This is a genomic window from Terrabacter terrigena, from assembly GCF_042676085.1.
GTDB lineage: Bacteria > Actinomycetota > Actinomycetes > Actinomycetales > Dermatophilaceae > Terrabacter > Terrabacter terrigena.
In genome coordinates, this window is sequence record NZ_JBHTKH010000018.1 from 16,960 (window position 1) to 39,594 (window position 22,635).

Genomic DNA, 22,635 nt, shown 5'->3' on the forward strand with positions numbered 1-22,635 from the left:
GCGTGGTTCCGCGGGACCCCGACCGCCGGGTGCCTCAGCGGCTGGCGCGCCAGCCGTCGCGAGCGCCCTTGGCGCCGGCACGGGCCGCACGGTAGACGCGACGAAGCGTCGCCTTGGCGACCGCCTTGGCGTCGGGGGTGCTCGCAGCCGGGGCTGCGGCCGGGGGCGCCGCCGGCGCTGCGGCCGGCTTGGCGGCGGGAGCCGGGGCCTTCTTCTGGCCCTCGTAGGGGAAGGGCTGCCACAGCTCGTTGAGCCCGGCGTTGGGGTCGTTCATGACCTCGGCGGGCATGTCGCGCAGGTTGAGGCCGGCGTCCTTGGCCGCCTGGCGGGCCTCGTCGTCGTAGGGACGCATCCGCCACGCGTCGACGAGGTACTTGCGGGTCTTGGTGTAGTCGGCGTAGCGCTTCGCGTGCTTGTCGTCGGCGCCGATGTGCACGAACAGGGCGATGCGGTCGCCGTCGGCCTCGGCGACCTCTTCGGGCTTGAAGCGGTCGTGCTCGTTCGGCATCGGGAAGGGGGCCTCGGGGTCCTTGAGCAGCATGCCGTTGCCCGAGTGGGTGATGCGCATGCTCCACACGGCGAGGTCGCCGGGCTTGGTCTTGACGTAGAGGTTCTCGCCCTCGCTCGTGTTGCGCAGGTCGTGCGAGCCGACGCGGAGGTTGAGACCGCCCGTGTGCTCGGAGTGGTCCTGGCAGTAGACGCCGAACCGCAGCTGGGTGTAGCGGTCGGCCCAGTCGGGGGCGTCGGGGTCGACGCGGTCGGCGTTGTCCTTGTGCCAGCCCTTCTGGGTGCCGTTGATCGTGAAGGAGCTGTCGCCGCTGTAGAAGAGCTCGTCGGTGCCGAGCAGCTTGCGGGCGACCGCAGCCATGCGGCCGTCGGTGATGACGCTGCGCAGACGCGGGTTGGCGAGCAGGTCGCCGCCGTAGCCGCGTGAGGCATAGGCCGCCTGGCGGAAGGCCTCGATCTCCTCGGGCGTGTAGACCCCCGGGAGGATCGCGTAGCCGCGCTCCCAGAACTTTTCGACGTCGAGAGCGTCGACGGCCCTTTCGATGGCTGGTGCCGACATTGAGCTGTCCTCCTGCATTCGGCGGCCAGGTGCCGCACTCCTGTTGATGACGTTGGAGGCTATCAGCGGAGCATTGGCGACAGGTGGCCCGGACGAGCCGCCGAGACTCCGGGACCGGTTGCTGAGACGGTCCCCGGGGGCGGACGGGGCGGCTGGGACGGCTGGGTCGGTGTGGGAGAGTGGCGCACGAACCGCTGCGACGTCGCACGAGGAAGGTGAGCATGTCCGCCCGTCTCGTCCCGCCGGGAGCCCGCGAGCTGCCGGCCCTGACCGAGCTGCGCCTCGAGGTGCGTGCCTTCCTCGCCGAGCAGGTCGCGGCCGGCGCGTTCGTGCCGCACGTCGACACCTGGCTCACCCGCTGGGACCGCGACTTCACCCGCGAGCTCGGCCGCCGTGGCTGGCTCGGCATGGTCATCCCCACCCGGTACGGCGGGCAGGGGCGCACCTACCTCGAGCGGTTCGTCGTCACCGAGGAGCTGCTCGTCGTCGGTGCCCCCGTCGCCGCGCACTGGGTCGCCGAGCGGCAGATCGGGCCGTCACTGCTGCGCTACGGCACCGAGGAGCAGAAGCAGGCCTACCTGCCGGGCATCAGCCGCGGCGAGGTCGTCTTCGGCATCGGCATGAGCGAGCCCGACTCGGGGTCCGACCTCGCGAGCGTGCGCACCAGGGCCGAGCGCGTCGAGGGCGGCTGGCGCCTCACCGGCACGAAGGTGTGGACGAGCGGCGCCCACGAGGCCGACGCGTTCTTCGCCCTGGCCCGCTCGGCCCCGCTCGACCCCGAGCACCGCCACGCGGGTCTCACGCAGTTCATCGTCGACCTGCGGGCGCCGGGCGTGACGATCCGGCCCATCGTGTCGATGGGCGGTGACCACCACTTCAACGAGGTGCACCTCGAGGCGGTGTTCATCCCCGACGACCGCGTCCTCGGCGAGGTGGGGGAGGGCTGGGCCCAGGTCACGTCCGAGCTCGCCTACGAGCGCAGCGGTCCCGAACGCGTCCTGTCGACCTTCCAGCTGCTCGCCGCCGCGGCACAGGCGATGGATGACGGCCGGCTGCCGCTCGACCCCGGCCTGGGGCGCCACGTGGCCAGGGTCGCCGCGCTGCACCACATGTCGTTCGCCGTGTCGGCCGCCCTCGAGAAGCACGAGGAGGCCGACACCGCTGCTGCCGTCGTCAAGGTGCTCGGCACCACCGAGGAGGGCGACATCGCCGACTACGTCGACACCCTCAACGCCACGGGCTGGGCGCTCGACGAGGAGCTCGACACGCTCCTGCACGCCGCGATCCTGCAGCGGCCCGGCTTCACCCTGCGCGGCGGCACCAACGAGATCCTGCGTGGCGTCATCGCCCGCGGGCTGGGGCTGCGCTGATGGCCGCACCCCACGACGTCCATGACGCCGGCCGGCTCGCGGCCCCGACGACCCCCGACCCCGACCTCGTCGAGGTGCTGACCGACCTCTTCGCCGACTACCGCGACACCCGCCCCACGCCCACCGCGGTCGTCGACCTCGACCGCGAGCTCTGGCAACGGCTCGAGGACCTCGGCATGACCCGCCTCACCGGCTCCGAGTCGTCCGGCGGCAGCGGCGGCGGCTGGGTCGACGCCGCCGCGCTGCTCGGTCTGGCCGCGGCCGCGGCGGCGCCCGTGCCACTCGCCGAGCACGACGTGCTCGGCGGCTGGCTGCTCGAGGCGGCCGGCCTGCCCAACGACGGCGGGCTGCGCACCGTATGCCGTCCCGACCCCTCGGGCGTCGCGCTCAACGTCACGTGGGCGCGCGACGCGAGCCGGGTGGTGGCGCTCTGGGAGGACCGCGACGAGTGGCGCGTGGCCGACGTCCCGGCCGACCGGATCGGCATCGAGGAGCGCCGCAACCTCGCCGGGGAGCCAAGCGACACAGTGGAGTTCGACGTCGACGACCTCGAGGCGGGCATGCTGGTGCCGCACGAGATCGGCGAGCAGTTCCACCTGCGCGGTGCCCTGGCCCGGTCGGCGCAGGTCGTCGGGGCGATGGAGCGGATCGTCGAGATCGTCCTGACCCACGTGCGCGAGCGGCACCAGTTCGGCCGGCCCATCGGCCGCTTCCAGGCGGTCCAGCACCTCGTCGCCGACATCGCCTCCGAGACCGCCCTGGCCCGTGCCGCAACCGATGCCGCCGTGGCCAGGGCCGCCGCGTCCGACTGGCAGGACCCCGGCATGCTCTTCGCCGTCGGCGTCGCCAAGTCGTGCGTCGGCCACGCCGCCTCGGTCGTCGTGCGCGGCTCCCACCAGGTGCTCGGAGCCATCGGCACCACGCTCGAGCACGAGCTGCACACCCTGACCAAGCCGATCCTGGCCCGCCGCAGCGAGTACGGCTCGCTGCACGACTGGGACGAGTCGCTCACGACCCTCGCCGCCTCGGCGGGCCACGACCGCCTCTGGACCCTCGTCACCACCGGACGCGCCAAGCCCTTCCACGACCACAGGAGCCACGCACCATGACCGAGGTCCGCTACGACGTGCGGGGCGGCGTCGCCCTCATCACCCTCGACGCCCCCGACCGGCGCAACGCCCTCTCCGTCGAGATGGCCGGTGAGCTCGTCGACGCCGCCCGCACCGCCGAGTCCGACGACGCGGTCGGGGCGGTCGTCGTCACCGGTGGCCGCCACTTCTGCGCCGGCGCCGTGCGCAGCGTCCTCGCCGACACGGGGCGTGACCCCGTCGAGGACGAGGCCTACCGCAACCTCGAGACGGTGTACTCCGCCTTCACGACGATCGGGTCGATCGGTCTGCCCACGGTCGCGGCCGTACGCGGCGCGGCCGTCGGGGCCGGCCTCAACCTGGCGCTCGCCACCGACCTGCGGGTCGTCTCGCGCACCGCCCGGCTGCTGCCCGGCTTCGCGCAGATCGGCATCCACCCCGGCGGCGGGCACTTCACGCTCCTCAACCGGGTCGGCGGGCGCGAGGCCGCTGCGGCCCTCGGGCTCTTCGGCGAGGAGGTCGACGGCGACCGCGCCGTCGCCCTGGGACTCGCGTGGGCGGCATACGACGACGACGACGTCGAGGCCCAGGCGATGGCGATCGCGTCTCGCGTCGCGAAGGACCCCGCGCTGGCCCGGCGGCTCGTCACCAGCTTCCGCCGCGAGACGGCTCCCGGAGGGGTGTCGTGGGACGTCGCCGTCGAGCTCGAGCGCTCGCCGCAGATGTGGTCGCTCAGGCGCAAGCACGACGCCTGAGGGCCGCCCCGCCGACCCTCGACGATTTCCGTTTCGACCGGGGCGTGGTGCAAGGATGGGCAGGTTGGCCGTCCCCGAGCGAGAAGGAGCAGCCGTGCTGGCGTCCTATCGACCTCTCTTCGAGGTACCGGGGGCGCGCACCTTCATCGCCGGGGGGATGGTGGCCCGCACCGCGGGCTCGATGTTCGGTGTGGCCGTCGTCGCGATGGTGGCCGCGCGGTCCGGCTCCTACGAGCTGGCCGGCGCCGTCGTCGCCGTCGGCATGGTGGCCCTGGCGCTCTTCGCGCCCTTCCTCGGCCGGCTCGTCGACCGTTACGGCCAGCGGCGCATCGCCATCCCGTTCTTCCTGTGGTCGGGCGTCTGGGCGGTCCTGACCGTCGTGACGTCGGTGAAGGGCTGGCCGTCGTGGCTGCTTTTCATCACCTTCCCGATGTGCGGGGCCATCCCCAACATGGGCACCATGGCCCGCGCCCGGTGGACGCACATCTTCGCCCACGACCCGCGCTCCCTGCACTCGGCCATGTCGTTCGAGCAGGTCATGGAGGAGCTGACCTTCGTGATCGGGCCGGTCGTCGCGATCTGGCTCGCCACGGCCTGGTTCCCGGAGGCCGGGTTCGTCGTCGCGACGGTCGCCTACGGCATCGGCGTGCTCGTGTTCCTGTCGGCGCGCTCCACCGAACCGCCCGTGGTGCCGCACCACGAGCGCCCCGAGGGCCACGCGCACCACAACCCCGGCCTCATCCCGCTCGCGTTCATCATGGTCATGACCGGTGCGATCTTCGGCGTCAACGAGGTCGTGACGCTCGCCGTCGCGCAGGACCACGGAGCCCAGGGCGCAGCCGGCGCCATCCTCGCCCTGTATGCCGTCGGGTCGGGTCTCGCGGGCCTCGTCTTCGGCCACGTGTCGCACGGACGCAACCTCGTCAAGCTGCTCGTCGCCGGCACTCTCGGTATGGGCCTGCTCGAGGCGCCGCTGCTCTTCGCGCCGAACCTGTGGGCGCTCGCCGGGCTCATGGTCGTCGCGGGCATGGCCACCGCCCCGACCCTCATCACGACGATGAACCTCATCGAGCGCATCGTGCCCAAGGCCCAGCTCAACGAAGGCATGACGATCGTGCTGACCGGCCTCATCATCGGCATCGCCGCCGGGTCGGCCGTCTCGGGCGCCGTCGTCGACCGCGTGGGCGCGCAGCACGGCTACTGGGTCGCGGTCATCGCGGGCGGGTTCGCGTTCGTCATGGCCCTCGGGACCCGCGCCTTCCTCAGCAAACGCGAGCTCCACAACCTCCGCTGAACCTCCCCCTCTCTCCTCGACCGTCCAGTGGCCGGGCTCTGCGGGCTCCTGCACGTCGAAAGGCCACTTCTCGAGGCGAGAAGTGGCCTTTCGTTACCGTCAGGCGGCCGACTTCGGCCTCCCGGCGGTTGAGTGAGAGGTGGGTCAGTGGCCGGCGGGGAGGGCGGCCGCGTCATCCTGCTTGGCGCCCCCAGGCTGGCCCGGCTTCGGGCCGAGGTCGACGTGCGGCAGGAAGAACGTCGCGACGACGGCGAGCACCATGACCGCCCCGGCCGCGAGGAACACCACCGACATGGAGTCGGCGAAGCCCACGAGGAAGGGGCGCGCCAGCCGCGGGTCGAGCTGCTGGATGAACGAGCTGTCCTGCAGCGCCGAACCGCCGGCGCCGCCACCGCCCGCCTGGGCCTGGGCCTGGAGACCCTCGATGAACGACTTGTTCGTCGCGGGGTCGCCGCCGGTCGGGTTGCGCAGCGCCGCCTGGAAGTCGGGCGTCGTCGCGGCCCGCTGGAACGCCTCACCGATCTTCGTGCCGGCCTGCGAGAAGAGGATCGACAGGAAGACGGCCGTGCCGAGCGTGCCACCGATCTGGCGGGTGAAGGTCGCGGACGACGTGGCCACTCCCATGTCGCGACGGTCGACGGCGTTCTGCACCGCGAGCGTCAGCGGCTGGAAGTTGAAGCCGAGGCCGAGACCGAAGAAGTACATGCCGACCATGACGAGCCACAGCGCCGTGTCGACGGTGATGTAGTGGAACCCGAAGAGCGAGAGCACGAGCAGGATCGCGCCGATGATCGGGAAGTGGCGGTAGCGACCCGTGCGCGAGATGAGCTGGCCCGAGATGATCGAGCCGCTCATGATGCCGAGGGTCATCGGCAGCAGCATGAGACCTGCCTGGGTGGGCGTGGCACCCTGGACGATCTGCAGGTAGAGGGGCAGTGCGGCGAGACCGCCGAACATGCCCATGCCGATGAAGATCGAGGCGACCGAGCTGGCACCCACCGTGCGGTTGCGGAAGAGGCGGAGCGGCAGCAGCGCCTCCTCGCCCATGGTGCGCTCGATGACGAAGAACGCGACGAGCCCGACGAGGCCGATGGCGTAGCAGAGGATCGAGGCGCCCGATCCCCAGCCCCACGCGCGGCCCTGCTCGGCGACGATGAGCAGTGGCACGACGGCGACGCTGAGCGAGATGGCGCCCCAGTAGTCGATGCGGTGGTCGAGGCGGTGGTGGCGCAGGTGCAGGGTGCGCGTCACGACGATGAGCGCGGCGATGGCGATGGGCACGTTGACGAGGAAGACCCAGCGCCACCCGGTGACGCCGAAGAGGGTGTCCTGGCCGGCGAAGAAGCCGCCGATGACCGGGCCGAGCACGCTCGAGGTGCCGAAGACGGCGAGGAAGTAGCCCTGGTACTTGGCGCGCTCACGCGGCGGCACGATGTCGCCGATGATCGCGAGCGACAGAGAGAAGAGGCCGCCGGCGCCGATGCCCTGCACGGCGCGGAACGCCGCGAGCGAGGGGATCGACCAGGCGAGGGTGCAGAGCATCGAGCCGATCGTGAAGACCGAGATGGCGAAGAGGAAGAACTTCTTGCGCCCGTAGATGTCGGAGAGCTTGCCGTAGAGCGGCGTCGCGATGGTGCTCGTGATGAGGTATGCCGTCGTGACCCACGCCTGCCCCGCGAGGTCCTTGAGGTCGTCGGCGATGACGCGCATCGCGCTCGCGACGATGGTCTGGTCGAGCGCCGCGAGGAACATCCCCATCATGAGGCCGACGAGGATCGTGACGATCTCGCGGTGCGACAACGGCGGGTGGTCGGCTGCCGTGGCCGCGTGACTCTGCGTGGCGCCGGGCGCGACGCTGGGCGCGCCGTTCGGCTCGGCCGAGGTGTCGGACATGTCAGTCCTCTTTCTGCTTCTGGTCCTGCTGCTGTCTGGGGGTGTGGAAGGGCATCGGGGGCGGCGCTGCGCCCCGGGCCCTGAGGTTGGCGTCGAGCGCGTCACCGAGCTCGCGCAGGCGGCTCACGAACGCCGCGGTCTCGGGGCTCTCCCAGTCGGAGAGCAGGCCCTGGAACCACGTGGCGCGGGAGGCCTGGATGCGGCCGAGCGCGTCGCGTCCGCGCTCGGTGAGCGACACGACGGACGCCCGTCCGTCGCTCGGGTCGGCGCTCTTCTCGAGCAGCCCGACGGAGACCAGTGCACTCACCTGCCGGCTGACGGTCGAGACGTCGTTGTGGAGGGTGGTCGCGATGTCGGAGACTCGCACGGTGCCTGCTCCGGCCACGACGAACAGCACGGGGTATGCCGTCGCGTCGACGCCGTCCTCCAGCCGCGGCGCCGTGTTGCGGGCGGCGACCAACAGCTTCTGGACGCGCAGCAGCCCGAGGAAGACGTCGTTCGCCTCGTCCTTGCTGACCGCCACTGACCGACCTCCGTGGATACTTGCTTGCAGCATGCAAGTATTTGCCCCGCCCTCCCCGATGTCAACCTGCCTGTCCACCCTTCGTGCCGCCGACGAGCCGGTGCTCCCGTGGCGGCGACTCATGTGGTTTTCTGTGGTCCTCGCACCCCGGGGAGGTGCGAGGATGACAGACGCGTCGATTCGTCCAGCAGCGGGCGGCCCGGCCCAGGTCCGAGCGAGAGGAGTGCCATGAGCAGCGACGTTCCGGTCGACCCGACGATCACCGACGTCTTCCGACAGATGTCTGCCCTGGTCTACGCCGGCGCCGACTCCGGCTCGATCCACCAGGCGCTCGTCGACGCCGCGGCCCGCCTCGTCGAGGGGTGCACCCGTGCGTCCCTGCTCGTGCGCACCCGCGACCGTTTCGTCACCGCGGCGAGCACCGACGACATCGCCAGGCGCATCGACCAGATCGAGCTCGAGGTCGGTGAGGGGCCTTGCGTCGACGCGATCGTCGAGGAGGCCTACCAGCACGACGCCGACCTCACCGACGGCACGACGCCCTGGCCGCGGTTCGCCGAGCGCATCGTCGCCGAGACGCCCGTGCGCTCCGCCATCGGCTACCGGCTGCTCCTCGACGGCGACAAGGTCGGCGCCCTCAATCTCTTCGCCGACGTGCCCGGTGGCCTCACCGCCAAGTCGGCAGACACGGGTGCGGTCATCGCGTCCTTCGCGTCGGTGGCCCTCATGGCCATCCGCGCTCGCGAGGAGGCCGCGAGCCTGCGCCAGGGTCTCAGCAGCAACCGCGAGATCGGCAAGGCGGTGGGCCTGCTCATGGCTGCGCACCACATCAGCGGCGAAGAGGCCTTCGAGCTGCTCCGCAACACGTCGCAGGAGCTGAACATGAAGCTGGCCCACGTGGCGTCGCAGGTCATCGAGGGGCAGGAGTCGCAGTTCACGAGCCACCACGGCGCGTGAGCGGTCTGCCCGGCCGACGACGTGTGGGAAGCGCCGGGCCGCTGCGTGGGCCGGTACGACGACCGGCCCCGACACGCTGGGAGGTGCGCATCGGGACCGCCGGTGACTCGCTCGGGGGTCAGGCCGAGGCCATGCCCTCCGACGTCAGCTGTCGCCGCAGCTCGTCGAGCGTGCGTCGCAGCAGCCGGCTGACCTGCATCGCGCTGAGCCCCATGGACTCTGCGATCTCGGCCTGGGTCATGTCGTTGCCGAAGCGCAGCTCGACCAGCTGCTGGTCACGGGCAGGCAGCCGCTCGAGCGCGCTGCGCACGACGATGCCGTCGTCGAGTGCCGGGTCGGCGCCCGGGTCGCCGCGCGCCTCGAGCAGGTCGAGCACCGGCCTGGCCCCGTCACTGGTCGTCGAGTCGAGCGATGCCGGACGAAGGTTGGTCGCCGCGACCTGGGCCTCCCTGACCGACTCGAGGGTGAGGTCGAGCGCCTTCGCGAGCTCGCCGGCGTCGGGGTTGTGGCCGAGGCGCTGCTCGAGCCGGGACCTGGTGTCGGTGACGAGCTGGCGACGCTCCTGCAGCTCGCGCGGCGGCCGCACGAGCCAGCCGTGGTCGCGGAAGTGGCGGCGCAGCTCGCCGGTGATGGTCGGCGTGGCATAGGCGCCGAACTCGGTTGGCTTGTCGAGGTCGAACCGCTGGATCGCCTTGAGCAGGGCCAGGAAGGCGACCTGCTCGAGGTCCTCCCGGTCGAGGCCCTTGCCCGAGTAGCGGTGGGCGAGGGAGCGTGCGAGCGGCATGTGCAGCAGCGTCACGGTCTCGAGGGCGTTGGCACGCTCGGACTCGGTGTCCGCCGTGCGTAGTGCGTGGATGAGGTCTCTGGTGCGCGCATCTCTGCGCGGACCCGCGGACGGGTCGGTCATTGTTTCTCCGATGATCGGAAATCCCCGATGCGGCACTGGCTTGACCGACTACACACGACGCTAGGCCGTTGCCCACACATACACAAGATGGGCGTACTTACCGTTGGGGTGCCTCCGGGTGTATAAGGGCAGTCCGTTCCCGCGGAGGCGAAAGACGTTCCGAGCGTCAGTGCGTGACGATGACGAGCGCCTCGAGCACTCGTCGCGCGATCTCGTCGTCACCCGTCACCGTGTAGTGGATCTCGTCGACCGGCCGACGTCCCGCAGCCCGGCGGGTCAGCGCCTCGGTGGTGAGGTGGATCGACGTGACGTCGAGCTGCTCCTCGCCCTCGGGACGGTCGTGGCCGCTGAACAGCGTTTCGCCGTAAGGCCGTCCGTCGTCACCGGTCACCACGCGCACGCCGTCACGCGCGACGACCGGACCGCTCACGTCGATGACGACGGCGTGGCCGGCGCCGACGCCGGCGGCGCGCGCGGCGATGCGCGGCAGGGCGGCGAGGATGTCGGCGGTGAAGGTCGCGGCACCCGGCGAGTCGAGGTTGCCGGGCCGGTCGAGGGCCGACCGGAGGTCCTGCTCGTGCACCCACGCGTCGACGATGCGACGGTGCAGGTACTGCCCGAACGTCGTGTCGGGCCCGAAGAAACCACCGATCACCGTGTCGAGGTCGGCCTCCGACGCGCGCAGCTCGGCCATGTGTCGCGGATGGAACTCGGCCAGCTCGGCGACGATCTCGCGGCCGCTCCGGCCGCGCCGGGCCTCGACGTCGACCTCGACGAAGCGGGCGAAGTCGCTGCGCAGGTGCGGGTAGTCGGGCACGGGGACCTCGACGCGGGGGAGCCCGGCGAACGACTTCTCGGAACCGACGACGTGTGCGATCTGGTCCTTCACCGTCCAGCCCGGGCACTCGGTCTGCACGTCGAACTCCTCGTCGCGGCACGAGAAGCCGAGGTCGATGATCGACTGGACGGAGTGGTCGAACGCGTCGATCAGACCGGTGCGGTCATCGGGGGCGGACGGGTGCATGGGCATGTCAACAGACTACTTACCCTTGACACATGCCAACCCAGCAGCGAGACGGTCTCGCCGACCCGCGCACGGGCACCCGGGCCGCCGCCTCGTGGGGCGCATCGGCGGTCGTCGCGGCGACCGCCGTCGTGGGCCTGCTCGCCACCCTCGTCGCCGCCCGCTACACCGGGGCGGCCGACTCACCGCCCGGCGGCATCACCGACGCCGGGCCGGTCGTGCGCTGGGCGCTGCCGCTCGTGCGGGTGGTGCACGACGTCGCGGCATCGCTGACGATCGGGTCGCTGCTGCTGGCCGCCACCGTCATCCCGGGCCGCACCCGCCAGGAGAGCGCGTCGCTCGACGAGCCGCGCCGCGCCGCGGCCTTCCGGGTGGCCACCGCTGCGGCGTTCGTGTGGGCCATCGCGGGCGCCGTGGGTGTCGTCCTCGCGTTCGCCGACGCCGCGGGGCTGCCGCTCAGCGACCCGACGTTCGGCACGAACCTCACCGGCAACGTCTGGAGCATCGAGACCCTCCGGGTTGGGCTGCTCAGTGCGGTCGCCGCGTTCGCCGTGGCGTCCGTGGCGTCCGTCGCCCGCGCGCGATCGGTCGCCCTCGCGCTCACGGTCGTGTCGGCGTTCGGCCTGCTCGTGCTCGGCCTCGCCGGCCACGCCGGCGGCTCGGCCGACCACGAGACGGCGGTCAACGCCATCGCCGCCCACCTGCTGAGTGCCGGCGTCTGGGTGGGTGGCCTGCTCGCGCTCGTCGTCCTGCGCAGCCACCTCGACGACGCCCTCGGCGCCGTGGCCCGCCGCTACTCGGCCGTGGCGCTGTGGTGTTTCGTCACCCTCGGCGTCTCGGGCGTGATGTCGGCCACGACGAGGCTCGGCGGCTGGTCGGACCTCGCGACGGCATACGGCGTGCTCGTGCTCGTCAAGGTGATCGCCTTCGTCGCGCTCGGGGTCGCAGGCGTGTGGCACCGGCGCATCACCCTCGACCGCATCGACGAAGCGACGTCGGCCGGCGGCCGCGGTGCTCGAGGCCGGCTCTTCGCCCGTCTGGCGGTCGTGGAGACGCTCGTCATGGGTCTCGCCTTCGGGGTCGCCGCCGCCCTGTCGCGCACCGCACCGCCCGTGCCCGAGACCGTGACGAGCCCCTCGCCGGCCCTGGCGCTCACGGGCTTCCCCGCCCCGCCCGCGCCCTCCGGGCTGTCCTGGCTCACCCAGTGGCGCGTCGAGTGGCTCTTCCTCGCGACGGGGCTTCTCGCGATCGGCCTCTACGTGGCGGGCGTCGTGCGGCTCCACAGGCGCGGCGACGGCTGGCCGGTGATGCGCACTGTCGCGTGGGTGGCCGGCTGGCTGCTGTTCCTCTACGCCACCAACGGGGTGCTCGGCATCTACGGCCGGGTCGCCTTCTCCTGGCACATGATGCTGCACATGACCGAGGCGATGGTCATCCCCATCCTGCTCGTCCTCGGAGCCCCGGTCACGTTGGCGCTGCGCACCCTCCGCCCCCGGCGCGACGGCACGCTCGGCCCGCGCGAGCTGCTGCTCGGCCTCGTCCACTCACGCTTCCTCGCGGTGGTGGGCAACCCGGCCGTCGCAGCCACGCTCTTCTTCTCGAGCCTCGTCGTCTTCTACTGGACGGGTCTGTTCCAGCTTGCGCTGCAGACGCACACGGGCCACCTGCTGATGACCGCACACTTCGTGCTCACCGGCTACCTCTTCGCGTGGGTGCTCATCGGCGTCGACCCCGGCCCGAGGAAGTGGAGTCCGGCCCTTCGCCTCGTCGTGCTCTTCGCGACCATCGCCTTCCACGCCTTCTTCGGGGTCGCGATGATCAGCGGCACCGCGCTGCTCGGAGGCGACTTCTTCCAGACGATCAGGATCTCGTGGATCGGCACGAACGACGCGGCCCTCCTCGTCGACCAGCAGTACGGCGGCGGCGTCGCGTGGGCGATCGGCGAGCTGCCCGCCCTCGTGCTCGCCCTCATCGTCGCGCTGCAGTGGTCGCGCAGCGACCGTGCCGAGTCGAAGCGGGTCGACCGCCGGGCCGACCGCGACGGCGACGCCGAGCTGGCCGCGTACAACGAGCGCCTCGCGGCCCTGGCCCGGCGCGACGACGGCTCGCCGCGCTGAACCTGATGAGCGGCTCGCCGCCCGTCGCAGCGTGCACTTCGGTCGAGGGGCGTATGCCGTCGGGCGCCGGGTGCCGACCCAGCCGACCGGAGCCGGGCGCGTCGTGTGAGCATGTGGGCATGAAGGTTGCGCTCATCCAGCTCGCCTACGGCGACGACGAGTCGGTCGCCGACCGCACCGCTCGGGTCGCCGACCTCGTGCGCACCCTGGCGGGCCACGACCTCGTCGTGCTGCCCGAGCTGTGGTCCGCCGGCGGCTTCGACTACACGCACTGGGACGAGCGGGCCGAGGCGGTTGACGGCACTGTGGCGCAGGCGCTCTCGGCTGCGGCGCGCGATGCCGGCGTCACGCTCCACGGCGGCTCGATCGTCGAGCGCGGCACCCCTGTCTCGGACGCAGACCGTGGAGTGTGGAACACCAGTCTCGTCTTCTCGCCGACCGGTGAGCTCGTGGCGACGTACCGCAAGATCCACCGCTTCGGCTTCGGCGAGGGCGAGCCCAGCCTGATGGACGCCGGCGAGGACCTCGTCGTCGTCGACGTGCCGGTCGCTGGTGGCAACGCGGTGCCCGTCGGCCTCTCCACCTGCTACGACCTGCGCTTCCCAGAGCTGTACAGGCGGCTGCTCGACCGCGGCGCCGAGGTCTTCGTCATCCCCGCCGCCTGGCCGGCCCGCCGGGTCGGGCACTGGACCCTGCTCGGCCAGGCTCGTGCCATCGAGGACCAGTGCGTCGTGCTCCAGTGCAACACCGCCGGCACGCACGCCCGTCACGAGATGGGCGGCCACTCGCAGGTCGTCGACGCGACCGGCAAGGTTCTCGCGTCAGCAGGCCCTGACCAGGAGGTGATCAGCATCGACATCGACACCGCGGCGACGCTGGAGTGGCGCCGCACCTTTCCCGTGCTGCCCGACCGGAGGCTCGCATGAGTGCTGGCACCGCGTCGTTGCGCTCGCGCGTCAAGGTCCGCGCGGCGGACCTCGTCGGGCGCGGCTGGCTCAACACCGGCGGACGGAACCTGTCGCTCGCCGACCTGCGCGGTCGCGTGGTCGTGCTCGACTTCTGGACCTTCTGCTGCGTCAACTGTCTGCACGTCCTCGACGAGCTGCGGCCCGTCGAGCAGCACTTCCCCGACGCCCTGACGATCATCGGCGTGCACTCGCCCAAGTTCGAGCACGAGGCCAACGCCGACGCCCTCGCCGCAGCCGTCGAGAGGTATGCCGTCCACCACCCAGTGCTCGACGACCCGGATCTCGTCACGTGGCGGGCGTATGCCGCACGCGCCTGGCCGACCCTCGTCGTCGTCGACCCCGAGGGCTACGTGGTCGCCTCGATGTCGGGGGAGGGGCACGGGCCCGGGCTGGCCTCTCTCGTCGCCGAGCTCATCGAGGAGCACCGACGCAAGGGCACCCTGCAGCCGGGTGGCGACCCGTACGTGCCGCCGGCGGCCCCCGAGACCGCGCTGCGCTTCCCCGGCAAGGCCGTGGCCCTGCCCGACGGCACGTTCGTCGTGTCCGACACCGCGAACCACCAGGTCGTGCACCTCGAGGACGACCTCGAGACCGAGCGCGCCCGGTGGGGCGGGGCGGGTCAGCTCAACGAGCCCCAGGGAGTCCTGGTGACGCGCCCGGAGGTGGCCGAGCGCCTGGGCGTCGACCTGCTCGTCGCCGACTCGGTCAACCACCAGCTCAAGGGAATTCGCCTCTCCGACGGGTCGATCCACGTCGTCGCAGGCACCGGCAGCCAGCTGCGCGAGCGCACCGGCGGCGGCCCGGCCCTCGAGCAGGCGCTGTCGACGCCCTGGGACCTCGCCTGGCTCGGCGACCGTGTCCTCATCGCGATGGCAGGCACCCACCAGCTGTGGGCCTGGACTCCCGGCCGCACCCTCGAGGAGGGCACCGTCGAGGTCGTCGGCGGGACGTCGAACGAGGGGCTCGTCGACGGTCCCGGCAGCGAGGCGTGGTTCGCCCAGCCGTCGGGCCTGGCCGCCTCCGCGTCTGGTGACTGCGTGTGGGTCGCCGACTCCGAGACGTCGGCGCTGCGGTCCGTCCACGTCTCTGCCGACGAGGGTCTGGTCGTCGAGACCCACGTCGGCACAGGCCTGTTCGACTTCGGCCACCGCGACGGCGACGCGGCCGAGTCGTTGTTCCAGCACCCGCTCGGCGTCACCGAGCTGCCCGACGGGTCGGTCGCGGTCAGCGACACCTACAACGGGGCGATCCGCCGCTTCGACCCCGCCATCCGCCAGGTGACGACCCTGGCCCAGGGTCTCGCCGAGCCGAGCGACGCCGTCGTCGAGGCCGACCCGGAGTCCGGGGAGACCCGCCTCGTCGTCGTCGAGTCCGCGGCCCACCGCCTCACGCGCGTCGCCCTACCCCGCGACGCGCAGCGGGTCGACGGGCCCGCGCACCGCACCCAGCGTCCGTCGACGCCGCTGCCGCCCGGACCGGTGGCCCTCGAGGTGACCTTCGTGCCCCCGGCGGGCCAGAAGCTCGACCACCGCTGGGGAGATCCCACGCGGCTGGACGTCTCGGCCACCCCCGACGGGCTTCTCGTGGAGGGAGCCGGCCGGGCGGAGGGCCTGAGCCGCCGGCTCGTGCTTCTCGACGACATCGGCAGCGGAACCCTGCACATCTCGGTCCAGGCCGCCTCCTGCGACGGCGACCCCGTGACCGGGGAGGTGCCGGAGCACGCCGCCTGCCACCTCTTCCAGCAGGACTGGGGCATCCCCGTGGTGATCGACCCGGCCGCCCCTGCGAGACTGGCTCTCGACCTCCGGGGGGTCTAGCGGGGTCTGCAGCGCGTCCGGGAGCTGCCCGGACGCCGACGATCGGACAGGTGGCAGGCGTGGCACGACAGCGATCCGGCAGGACCGGACCCTCCTTCCTCTCCGGCCTCTGCGGCCTGCTCGCCGTCCTGCTCCTGCCGGTCGCGCTCGTCGGGTTCTGGGCGTCCGTGATGCTCACGCGCACCGACGTCTTCGTCGACGAGCTGCGCCCGGTCGTGAGCAAGCCGCAGGTCCAGGAGGCGCTCACCGACGGCATCGTCGACGGTGTGCTCGGGGCCGTCCAGCTCCAGCCCGCCGTCGAGAAGACCCTCGAGGTGCCGATCCGGGCCGAGGCAGCGACGATCGTCGCCAGCCCGCAGGTCGCGTCCGCCTGGGCGACGGGCATCAAGGCGGTGCACAGCCAGTTCATCGACGTGATGAAGGGCCGCGGCAACACCGAGCTCGACGCGCAGGGCCGCGTCGCCGTGCGACTCACCATCCCCGTTCCCGCGCTCACCTCCACCCTCGAGCAGGCGGGGGTGCGCGGGGCTGGTTCGTTCGCCCCGGTGGTGACGATCCCGGTCGCGAAGGCCAGCGACCTGCAGAAGGCGCAGCAGGCATACCGGATCGCCGACGCCTGGGGGCCGTGGGCACCTGTCGTGGTGGCCGCGCTGGGGCTGCTCGCGATCTTCCTCGCCCGCCGGTGGCGTACGGCGACGACCCTCGTGGCGCTCGGCTGGATCGTGACCTCGCTCGCGTTGGCGCTCGTCGTCATGGTCGCGCGCGAGCCGCTCCTGCGACGCGTCGACCCCGCAGTCGCGCGCACGATCGCCGACGCCGCGTACGGTCTCGCGGCCCGAAACCTCTACTACGAGATCGCGATCGCGGTGGGCGTCGGTGTCGTGATGCTCGTGCTCTCCGCGGTCTCGCTGGCGTTCGGGCGCCGCCGCGCCGCCTGACGCCGTCGTCCGGTGGGTACGTGGTGTTCAGGCACGCTGCTGTGGCGCGCCCTGACCAAGGAGACCTCATGGGTATCGGACTCGGGATCGTGCTGCTCGTGGTCGGTGCGATCTTCTACTTCACGAACATCGACTCGAACGTTCTCAACATGAGCAGCGGCACGGGCAACACCATCGGGATCATCCTCATGGCTGCCGGTGCCCTGGCGATCATCCTCGCGCTCGTGATGAACGCGCAGCGCACCCGCACGCAGCACACCACGGTGACCGAGCGGCGTGGCGAGCCCGACGTCGTCGAACGTCGCACCACCGGCCGCGACGACGTCGTCTGACGCAGCCCCCCGCCATCACGACGGCGGCCCAGCAGGAGAACTCACCTGCTCGGGCCGCCGTCAGTGCTTCCAGAGGGCGCGGACGTGAGCTCCACCGGCCTCGGCCTCGGTCGCGGAAACTCGATGGCACGGCACGGATCTGCGCCCCTACCGTCGATGCATGGACACGAGGCTCATCGACGTGCACGACGACGACGTCTGCGCGCGGGCGTACGACGTCATGACGGCGAGCAAGGCGCACCAGCGCCCTTGGAACGAACCGCCCTCCCTCGCGGAGACGCTCGTCGAGTGGCGGCACGTCGACGAGGCCGAGCGCATGGAGATGTGGGGCGCCTGGGAAGGTGACGACCTCGTCGGTGTCGCGACGATCTGGCTGCCCATGAGCGACAACACGTCGATGGTCTGGCACGACGTCCAGGTCGACCCGCCACACCGGAGGCGCGGAGCCGGTTCGGCCCTCGTCGACCGCATCGTGGCCCGCGCCCGGGAGGAGTCACGAGCGACGCTGATCACGGACCTGCTGGTGCCGCCGGACTCCGACGGCCACCCCTATCGGCGGATCGCCGAGAAGCAGGGCTTCCACCTGAGCAACACCGAGATCATGCGGCACCTCGACCTGCCGGTCGACGACGACCTGCTGAGCCGGCACGCGGAGCACGCGCGCCCGAGGTGGGAGGGCGCGTACCGGCTGGAGACGTACGTCGGCGGCGTGCCCGAGCCGCTGCAGGAGTCGCTCTGCGCGGTGATGAACCAGCTCGCCGTCGACGCCCCGACGGGCGACATCGAGTTCGAGGAGGAGTCCCTGACGCCGGCCCGCTACCGGGAGTACCTCGAGGTCTTCGAGAAGCAGGGCCGCGTGCGCCTCACGACGGTCGCCGTCGAGGAGGCGTCGGGCGACGTCGTCGCCTACACCGACCTGATGCTCCCGTCAGGCGCCCCGTCGGTGGCCTGGCAGTGGGGGACGTTGGTGCACAAGGACCATCGCGGCCGGCGGCTCGGCATGGCGGTCAAGGTCGAGAACCTCCGCCGGCTCCAGGCCGACCACCCGGAGCGCAAGCGCGTCGTCACGGGCAACGACGACACGAACTCATGGATGGTCTCCATCAACGAGGACCTCGGCTTCCGCATCGTCGAGCTGTGCCCCGCCTACCAGCGCAAGCTCTGACACCGACCCGACGTGCGCCGAGGGGGCCCGGCGTCGAAAGAGCAGTTCGTCCCCCCACACGCGGGACGAACTGCTCTCTCGATCGTGATGTGACGAACGTGCTCTCGCGACCGGGTCAGAAGGCGGACTCGGGGACGTCCATGAGGTCGTTGTCGGTGGCCTCGGCGATGGCGCGCTCGGCCGCGATCTTCGGCAGGACGTTCTTGGCGTAGAACGACGCCGCTGCGACCTTGCCGCGGTAGAAGTCGGCGTCCTTGCCGGAGGCGCCGCCGTCGAGGGCCGCCTGCGCGACCTCGGCCTGGCGCAGCAGCAGCCATCCGACGACGAGGTCACCGGCCGAGAGCAGCAGGCGAGTGGTGTTCTGGCCGACCTTGTAGAGGTTCGCGACGTCGCCGCCCATGCGCGGGTCGCTCTGCATGAGCGTGCCGATCATCGAGCCGACGATGCCCTGGATGTCCTCGAGCCCCTTGCCGAGCAGCTCGCGCTCGGTGTCGAGCGAGCCGCCGAGGTCCTTGGCGAACTCCTGGATCTGCGCGGCGACGTGCTGCAGGGCCTGGCCCTTGTCGCGCACGATCTTGCGGAAGAAGAAGTCGAGCCCTTGGATGGCCGTCGTGCCCTCGTAGAGCGTGTCGATCTTCGCGTCGCGGACGTACTGCTCGATCGGGTAGTCCTGCAGGAAGCCCGAGCCGCCGTAGGTCTGGAGCGACTCGGTGCCGAGCAGCACCCAGGCCCGCTCGGAGCCGAGACCCTTGACGATCGGCAGCATGAGGTCGCTGATCTTGTTGGCGAGCTCGGCCTCGGAGCCCTCCTCGAGCGGCGCCGCCGGGTTGCCCGCCTGCGCCTGGTTGACCGTGTCCTGCTGGCTCGCGGTGTACACGACGAGCGCGCGCAGCCCTTCGGCGTACGCCTTCTGGAGCATGAGCGAGCGGCGCACATCGGGGTGGTGGGTGATGGTGACACGCGGCGCCGACTTGTCGGTCATCTGCGTGAGGTCGGCGCCCTGGACGCGCTCCTTGGCGTACTCGAGGGCGTTGAGGTAGCCGGTGGACAGCGTGGCGATCGCCTTGGTGCCCACGAACATCCGTGCGTTCTCGATGACCTTGAACATCTGGGCGATGCCGTCGTGGACGTCGCCGAGCAGGGTGCCGACGGCGGGCTCGTGCTCGCCGAAGGTGACCTCGCAGGTCGTGCTGACCTTGAGGCCCATCTTGTGCTCGACGTTGGTGACGTAGGCGCCGTTGCGCTCGCCGAGCTCGCCGGTCTCGAGGTCGACGTGGAACTTCGGCACGATGAAGAGCGACAGTCCCTTGGTGCCGGGGCCGGCGCCCTCGGGGCGGGCGAGGACGTAGTGCACGACGTTGTCGACCATGTCGGACTCGGCCGAGGTGATGAAGCGCTTGACGCCGGTGATGTGCCACGTGCCGTCGGCCTGCTGGACGGCCTTGGTGCGGCCGGCGCCGACGTCGGAGCCGGCGTCGGGCTCGGTGAGCACCATCGTGGTGTGCCATGCCTTGTTGACGATGTGCTTGGCCAGCTTCTTCTGGTCGTCGGTGCCGAGGTGCCACAGCAGGTTGGCGAACGAGTAGCTCGCGGTGAACATGTGGATCGCCGGGTTGGCGCCGCAGATCATCTCGGCGACCGACCAGCGCAGCGAGGCCGGCACGACCATGCCGCCGAGCTCGGCCGGCACGTCGAGGTTGCCCCAGTCGCCGTCGACGTAGGCCTTGAACGACTTCTTGAACGAGTCGGGCATCGTCACCGAGTGGGTGGCGGGGTCGTAGACGGGCGGGTTGCGGTCGCTGTCGAGGAGGCTGTCGGCCAGCTCGTTCTCGGCGAGTCGCGAGACCTCGTGGAGGATGTCCTTCGCCGCCTCGACGTCGACGTCGGCGTAGATGCCCTGCCCGAGGACGTCCTGGCGGTTGAAGACCTCGAACAGGTTGAACTCGAGGTCGCGCACATTGCTCTTGTAGTGGCCCATCGGGACCCTCCGCGTTCTGTCGCTCGTCGTGCGTCCGCCTCGGCGGGCGCACCAAGTTACTGGCCGGTCACTTCCATGATGCTACCCACCAGTAACGAATGGCAAGGGCAGCAGGTCACGGTTCCGCCACGTCCGGGCCCTTCCGCATGCACGGATGCCGCGGCCTGCGTCACCGCCGGCCGGGAGGACTGGAAGCCGGGAAAAGCAGAAGGACCCGGTCGTCGGACCGGGCCCTTCGCGTTGGAGCAGGCGGCACGAATTGCACGTACGTCTTCCCTCTGGAAGAGGGCTGTTCTGCTACTGAACTACGCCTGCGAGGCGTCGCAACCGTAGCAACAGTCGGGCGCCCTCGTCCAAACGGGCACGCCGAAGGCTTCCCGCACCAGCCGACTCCCAGCCGGCACGCAGGTCGCCGTCGGCGAGGCACGCCTAGGTGGGCCCGGGCGGCCCTTGCCGGCAAGACGGGGACGGCCGACGGCAACGCGCAGTCGTGGTTCGTCGGTTACACCCCGCCGCTGACCACCGCGGTCTGGGTGGGCAACCCGGTGAACCCGACCCGGCACATGTTCAACGTGTCGATGGCGGGCAGGTCGTGCGCATCCATGACGGGCGCCTGCTATACGGCCCCCATCTGGCGCCGGATCATGGACGGCGTGCTGTCGGGCGAGCCGGTCGAGGCGATGCCCTGACCGTCTACGACCCGTCGCGAACCCGTCGCGCGAATGTCGTTGACCGCGAACGGAGCTCGTCGACCCGTCGCTCGACGAGGGAAGCCGGGTCGAGCCCGCCCTCCATCGCGTTGGGCAGCCTGCGCACGTGCTGGGAGCAGCTGAAGTCGGCGTGCACGAGCGTGCCGAGGGTGTTGCCCTCGCGTCCGGCCGCGCCGGCCCGTCGCGCGACCCACAGTCGCACGTCGGCCGTCGCGAAGACGTCCTCGCACCAGGCGCACATCGCGCTCGCCTTCCGCGCGCGGTCGGACGCGCGCAGGACGAAGGCGACGGGTTCGTCGTCGACGGGCACGACGGCATACGCCCTCTGGGGGTTGCTGCGGTCGACCCAGCCGAGGTAGTCGAGCTGCTCCCAAGGGCGCGTCTCGAGGTCGTTGGGGATGCTGGCCTGCTTCGCCTCGCGGCGCGAGCAGTTCACGAGGGCAGAGCGAATCTCATTGTCTGTCACTGGTTTCACGGTGTTCCTGTCAGTCGGGCGCGACCGGGCGACCCGGTCAACGGGCGTGGGCGAGGTGGTGTTCGACCCTGACCGCTGAGCAGGCCATGACGGCCACCCACCTCTCCGCGGGCCCTCCCGCTGACGACTGACTGCTCCGGCGCGGAGCGGGGTCCATGGTGCGGCGGGAGGCGGACCGGGATCCAGTCATTTTCCGGCGGTTTCACACGCGCCTGTCCGAAAGCCCTGTTCGGGCGGTTTGTCTCGGCAACATCTGCCGATATCGAGCCGTGACCTACACGGTTCAACCATTCGTCTGCGACCGTCGAGGCAGTTCATCGGCCGGGGTCCTCCCCGGCCGGCCCGCCGGTACGCCGAGTCCTGTCCGCCGGTCGGGGCAGCTGCGCATCACGTGGACAGGAGCGGGGGACCCACTTTCTGGGCCGGCTAGGACCGGTCCTCGGGGTGAAGCCGCGACTTGCGGCCGGGCCACTTCTGCCCGAACCCGACAGCTCACCTCGAAGGCGTGGGAAGGAAACCCGACCATGCCCGCTACGAGTTCTGCACGCCCCGGGCGCCACCGGCGCCCCGCACGTCGACTGCCACTCCACTCCCTCGCCCTAGCCCCCCTCGTCGGGGCCGCTCTCCTCCTCGGGACCGGCGCCGCGCCCCCCGCCTCCTCGACCGCGCCTCCGGCAGCAGCCCAGAGCGCGACACCCGTCACCGAGAAGGGGGTCAACGTCGCCACCGCCCCCGTGGCGACCGTCCCGCGCCGCATCCAGGCGTTGCGCCTCGCCGCCGCCCAGGTGGGCAAGCCCTACCGCTGGGGCGCCGCCGGGCCGTACGCGTTCGACTGCTCCGGCCTCATCTACTACGTCTACCGGACACGGCTGCACATCGCGGTGCCGCGAACGGCGAACGCCCAGCGCCTCGCCACCGTGCGCGTGGCCAAGGCCAACATCCTGGCGGGCGACCTCGTCTTCTTCATGCGCGCCGGACGGGCCTACCACGTCGGGGTGTACGCCGGTAACGGCAAGGTCTGGCACTCGCCGCGACCGGGCCAGCGCGTGCAGCTCTCGCGACTCTGGACCACCGCCTGGGTGGCCGGTCGGGTGCGCTAGGCGCGTTCGGACGGCTGGTCGGACTGGCGCGCTGGGCCGCCCCCGGCGCGCTCTTCCGGTTCGGTGACCCGTTCCGGGAGACCGGTTCCGGGTCACTGCTGCGGAGCGAGCGACGGGAATCGAACCCGCGTATCCAGCTTGGGAAGTCCGTCGGCGTA

At 71.3% G+C, this 22,635-nt stretch carries 20 protein-coding genes, 1 tRNA gene and 1 riboswitch; of the genes, 13 read left to right on the plus strand and 8 right to left on the minus strand.

Annotated elements, in window-relative coordinates:
• Positions 1–34: 34 nt before the first annotated feature.
• Positions 35–1,066 (minus strand): hypothetical protein, encoded by a 1,032-nt coding sequence (locus tag ACFQ2V_RS18785; protein WP_386054446.1) that lies wholly within the window; start codon positions 1,064–1,066, stop codon positions 35–37.
• Positions 1,067–1,287: 221 nt separating this feature from the next.
• On the opposite strand from ACFQ2V_RS18785, the gene ACFQ2V_RS18790 reads away from it, so the two are divergent.
• The 4 genes from ACFQ2V_RS18790 to ACFQ2V_RS18805 all read left to right on the plus strand — a co-directional run bounded on the left by ACFQ2V_RS18790 (position 1,288) and on the right by ACFQ2V_RS18805 (position 5,573).
• Complete coding sequence (locus ACFQ2V_RS18790; RefSeq protein ID WP_386054448.1) at positions 1,288–2,436, plus strand: acyl-CoA dehydrogenase family protein; 1,149 nt, start codon at positions 1,288–1,290, stop codon at positions 2,434–2,436.
• Positions 2,436–3,545 (plus strand): acyl-CoA dehydrogenase family protein, encoded by a 1,110-nt coding sequence (locus tag ACFQ2V_RS18795; protein WP_386054449.1) that lies wholly within the window; start codon positions 2,436–2,438, stop codon positions 3,543–3,545. Before ACFQ2V_RS18790 ends, ACFQ2V_RS18795 begins: the two co-directional genes overlap by 1 nt.
• Positions 3,542–4,279: an enoyl-CoA hydratase-related protein gene (locus ACFQ2V_RS18800; RefSeq protein ID WP_386054451.1), complete on the plus strand. Its 738-nt coding sequence runs from the start codon at positions 3,542–3,544 to the stop codon at positions 4,277–4,279. The genes ACFQ2V_RS18795 and ACFQ2V_RS18800 overlap by 4 nt, the downstream gene beginning before the upstream one ends.
• A gap of 94 nt (positions 4,280–4,373) precedes the next feature.
• A complete protein-coding gene (locus ACFQ2V_RS18805) occupies positions 4,374–5,573 on the plus strand; it encodes an MFS transporter (RefSeq protein ID WP_386054453.1) in 1,200 nt (399 codons plus the stop codon).
• Between the two features lie 144 nt (positions 5,574–5,717).
• On the opposite strand, the gene ACFQ2V_RS18810 is transcribed toward ACFQ2V_RS18805, so the two are convergent.
• Complete coding sequence (locus ACFQ2V_RS18810; protein WP_386054454.1) at positions 5,718–7,466, minus strand: MDR family MFS transporter; 1,749 nt, start codon at positions 7,464–7,466, stop codon at positions 5,718–5,720.
• A gap of 1 nt (position 7,467) precedes the next feature.
• Positions 7,468–7,989: a MarR family winged helix-turn-helix transcriptional regulator gene (locus ACFQ2V_RS18815; protein ID WP_386054456.1), complete on the minus strand. Its 522-nt coding sequence runs from the start codon at positions 7,987–7,989 to the stop codon at positions 7,468–7,470.
• Positions 7,990–8,217: 228 nt separating this feature from the next.
• Here ACFQ2V_RS18815 and ACFQ2V_RS18820 point away from each other — a divergent pair, with 228 nt between their 5' ends.
• Complete coding sequence (locus ACFQ2V_RS18820) at positions 8,218–8,946, plus strand: ANTAR domain-containing protein (RefSeq protein ID WP_386054458.1); 729 nt, start codon at positions 8,218–8,220, stop codon at positions 8,944–8,946.
• 118 nt (positions 8,947–9,064) lie between these two features.
• Here ACFQ2V_RS18820 and ACFQ2V_RS18825 read toward each other — a convergent pair whose 3' ends face one another.
• Together ACFQ2V_RS18825 and ACFQ2V_RS18830 are read right to left on the minus strand one after the other, a co-directional pair.
• Complete coding sequence (locus tag ACFQ2V_RS18825) at positions 9,065–9,853, minus strand: sigma-70 family RNA polymerase sigma factor (RefSeq protein WP_386054460.1); 789 nt, start codon at positions 9,851–9,853, stop codon at positions 9,065–9,067.
• Positions 9,854–10,019: 166 nt separating this feature from the next.
• Positions 10,020–10,883, minus strand: a complete 864-nt coding sequence (locus ACFQ2V_RS18830) for a maleylpyruvate isomerase family mycothiol-dependent enzyme (protein ID WP_386054462.1) — start codon at positions 10,881–10,883, stop codon at positions 10,020–10,022.
• A 26-nt stretch (positions 10,884–10,909) separates the two neighbouring features.
• Here ACFQ2V_RS18830 and ACFQ2V_RS18835 point away from each other — a divergent pair, with 26 nt between their 5' ends.
• From ACFQ2V_RS18835 to ACFQ2V_RS18860, 6 genes are all read left to right on the plus strand, one after another.
• Positions 10,910–12,994: a cytochrome c oxidase assembly protein gene (locus ACFQ2V_RS18835; protein ID WP_386054464.1), complete on the plus strand. Its 2,085-nt coding sequence runs from the start codon at positions 10,910–10,912 to the stop codon at positions 12,992–12,994.
• 119 nt (positions 12,995–13,113) lie between these two features.
• The gene (locus tag ACFQ2V_RS18840; RefSeq protein ID WP_386054466.1) at positions 13,114–13,920 is read left to right on the plus strand and encodes a carbon-nitrogen family hydrolase; all 807 of its coding nucleotides are present in this window, start codon (positions 13,114–13,116) and stop codon (positions 13,918–13,920) included.
• Complete coding sequence (locus ACFQ2V_RS18845) at positions 13,917–15,779, plus strand: NHL domain-containing thioredoxin family protein (RefSeq protein WP_386054467.1); 1,863 nt, start codon at positions 13,917–13,919, stop codon at positions 15,777–15,779. The genes ACFQ2V_RS18840 and ACFQ2V_RS18845 overlap by 4 nt, the downstream gene beginning before the upstream one ends.
• 59 nt (positions 15,780–15,838) lie before the next feature.
• The gene (locus ACFQ2V_RS18850) at positions 15,839–16,717 is read left to right on the plus strand and encodes a hypothetical protein (protein ID WP_386054469.1); all 879 of its coding nucleotides are present in this window, start codon (positions 15,839–15,841) and stop codon (positions 16,715–16,717) included.
• 68 nt (positions 16,718–16,785) lie between these two features.
• Positions 16,786–17,049: a DUF6458 family protein gene (locus ACFQ2V_RS18855; protein WP_386054471.1), complete on the plus strand. Its 264-nt coding sequence runs from the start codon at positions 16,786–16,788 to the stop codon at positions 17,047–17,049.
• Positions 17,050–17,209: 160 nt separating this feature from the next.
• Positions 17,210–18,214, plus strand: a complete 1,005-nt coding sequence (locus tag ACFQ2V_RS18860) for a GNAT family N-acetyltransferase (protein WP_386054473.1) — start codon at positions 17,210–17,212, stop codon at positions 18,212–18,214.
• Between the two features lie 115 nt (positions 18,215–18,329).
• Here the strand turns inward: ACFQ2V_RS18860 and ACFQ2V_RS18865 are convergent, their stop codons facing one another.
• Together ACFQ2V_RS18865 and ACFQ2V_RS18870 are read right to left on the minus strand one after the other, a co-directional pair.
• A complete protein-coding gene (locus ACFQ2V_RS18865; RefSeq protein ID WP_386054474.1) occupies positions 18,330–20,192 on the minus strand; it encodes an acyl-CoA dehydrogenase in 1,863 nt (620 codons plus the stop codon).
• 241 nt (positions 20,193–20,433) lie between these two features.
• A tRNA-Gly gene (locus ACFQ2V_RS18870) sits at positions 20,434–20,507 on the minus strand.
• Positions 20,508–20,725: 218 nt separating this feature from the next.
• Here ACFQ2V_RS18870 and ACFQ2V_RS18875 point away from each other — a divergent pair.
• Positions 20,726–20,881 (plus strand): hypothetical protein, encoded by a 156-nt coding sequence (locus ACFQ2V_RS18875; RefSeq protein WP_386054476.1) that lies wholly within the window; start codon positions 20,726–20,728, stop codon positions 20,879–20,881.
• A 4-nt stretch (positions 20,882–20,885) separates the two neighbouring features.
• On the opposite strand, the gene ACFQ2V_RS18880 is transcribed toward ACFQ2V_RS18875, so the two are convergent.
• The gene (locus ACFQ2V_RS18880; RefSeq protein ID WP_386054478.1) at positions 20,886–21,368 is read right to left on the minus strand and encodes an FBP domain-containing protein; all 483 of its coding nucleotides are present in this window, start codon (positions 21,366–21,368) and stop codon (positions 20,886–20,888) included.
• Positions 21,369–21,750: 382 nt separating this feature from the next.
• Positions 21,751–21,895, plus strand: a riboswitch (cyclic di-AMP (ydaO/yuaA leader).
• 6 nt (positions 21,896–21,901) lie between these two features.
• Here ACFQ2V_RS18880 and ACFQ2V_RS18885 point away from each other — a divergent pair.
• On the plus strand, positions 21,902–22,477 hold the full coding sequence (locus ACFQ2V_RS18885) for a C40 family peptidase (protein WP_386054480.1): 576 nt from the start codon (positions 21,902–21,904) through the stop codon (positions 22,475–22,477).
• Positions 22,478–22,635: the final 158 nt, after the last annotated feature.

What these genes read in the sequence shown, in the direction of transcription:
- ACFQ2V_RS18795 (WP_386054449.1), top strand. Translation starts at nt 2,436, where the DNA reads ATGGCCGCACCCCACGACGTCCATGACGCCGGCCGGCTCGCGGCCCCG.
- ACFQ2V_RS18810 (WP_386054454.1), bottom strand. Translation starts at nt 7,466, where the DNA reads ATGTCCGACACCTCGGCCGAGCCGAACGGCGCGCCCAGCGTCGCGCCC.
- ACFQ2V_RS18855 (WP_386054471.1), top strand. Translation starts at nt 16,786, where the DNA reads ATGGGTATCGGACTCGGGATCGTGCTGCTCGTGGTCGGTGCGATCTTC.
- ACFQ2V_RS18860 (WP_386054473.1), top strand. Translation starts at nt 17,210, where the DNA reads ATGGACACGAGGCTCATCGACGTGCACGACGACGACGTCTGCGCGCGG.
- ACFQ2V_RS18785 (WP_386054446.1), bottom strand. Translation starts at nt 1,066, where the DNA reads ATGTCGGCACCAGCCATCGAAAGGGCCGTCGACGCTCTCGACGTCGAA.
- ACFQ2V_RS18840 (WP_386054466.1), top strand. Translation starts at nt 13,114, where the DNA reads ATGAAGGTTGCGCTCATCCAGCTCGCCTACGGCGACGACGAGTCGGTC.
- ACFQ2V_RS18825 (WP_386054460.1), bottom strand. Translation starts at nt 9,853, where the DNA reads ATGACCGACCCGTCCGCGGGTCCGCGCAGAGATGCGCGCACCAGAGAC.
- ACFQ2V_RS18830 (WP_386054462.1), bottom strand. Translation starts at nt 10,883, where the DNA reads ATGCCCATGCACCCGTCCGCCCCCGATGACCGCACCGGTCTGATCGAC.
- ACFQ2V_RS18835 (WP_386054464.1), top strand. Translation starts at nt 10,910, where the DNA reads ATGCCAACCCAGCAGCGAGACGGTCTCGCCGACCCGCGCACGGGCACC.
- ACFQ2V_RS18845 (WP_386054467.1), top strand. Translation starts at nt 13,917, where the DNA reads ATGAGTGCTGGCACCGCGTCGTTGCGCTCGCGCGTCAAGGTCCGCGCG.
- ACFQ2V_RS18820 (WP_386054458.1), top strand. Translation starts at nt 8,218, where the DNA reads ATGAGCAGCGACGTTCCGGTCGACCCGACGATCACCGACGTCTTCCGA.
- ACFQ2V_RS18885 (WP_386054480.1), top strand. Translation starts at nt 21,902, where the DNA reads ATGCCCGCTACGAGTTCTGCACGCCCCGGGCGCCACCGGCGCCCCGCA.
- ACFQ2V_RS18790 (WP_386054448.1), top strand. Translation starts at nt 1,288, where the DNA reads ATGTCCGCCCGTCTCGTCCCGCCGGGAGCCCGCGAGCTGCCGGCCCTG.
- ACFQ2V_RS18800 (WP_386054451.1), top strand. Translation starts at nt 3,542, where the DNA reads ATGACCGAGGTCCGCTACGACGTGCGGGGCGGCGTCGCCCTCATCACC.
- ACFQ2V_RS18865 (WP_386054474.1), bottom strand. Translation starts at nt 20,192, where the DNA reads ATGGGCCACTACAAGAGCAATGTGCGCGACCTCGAGTTCAACCTGTTC.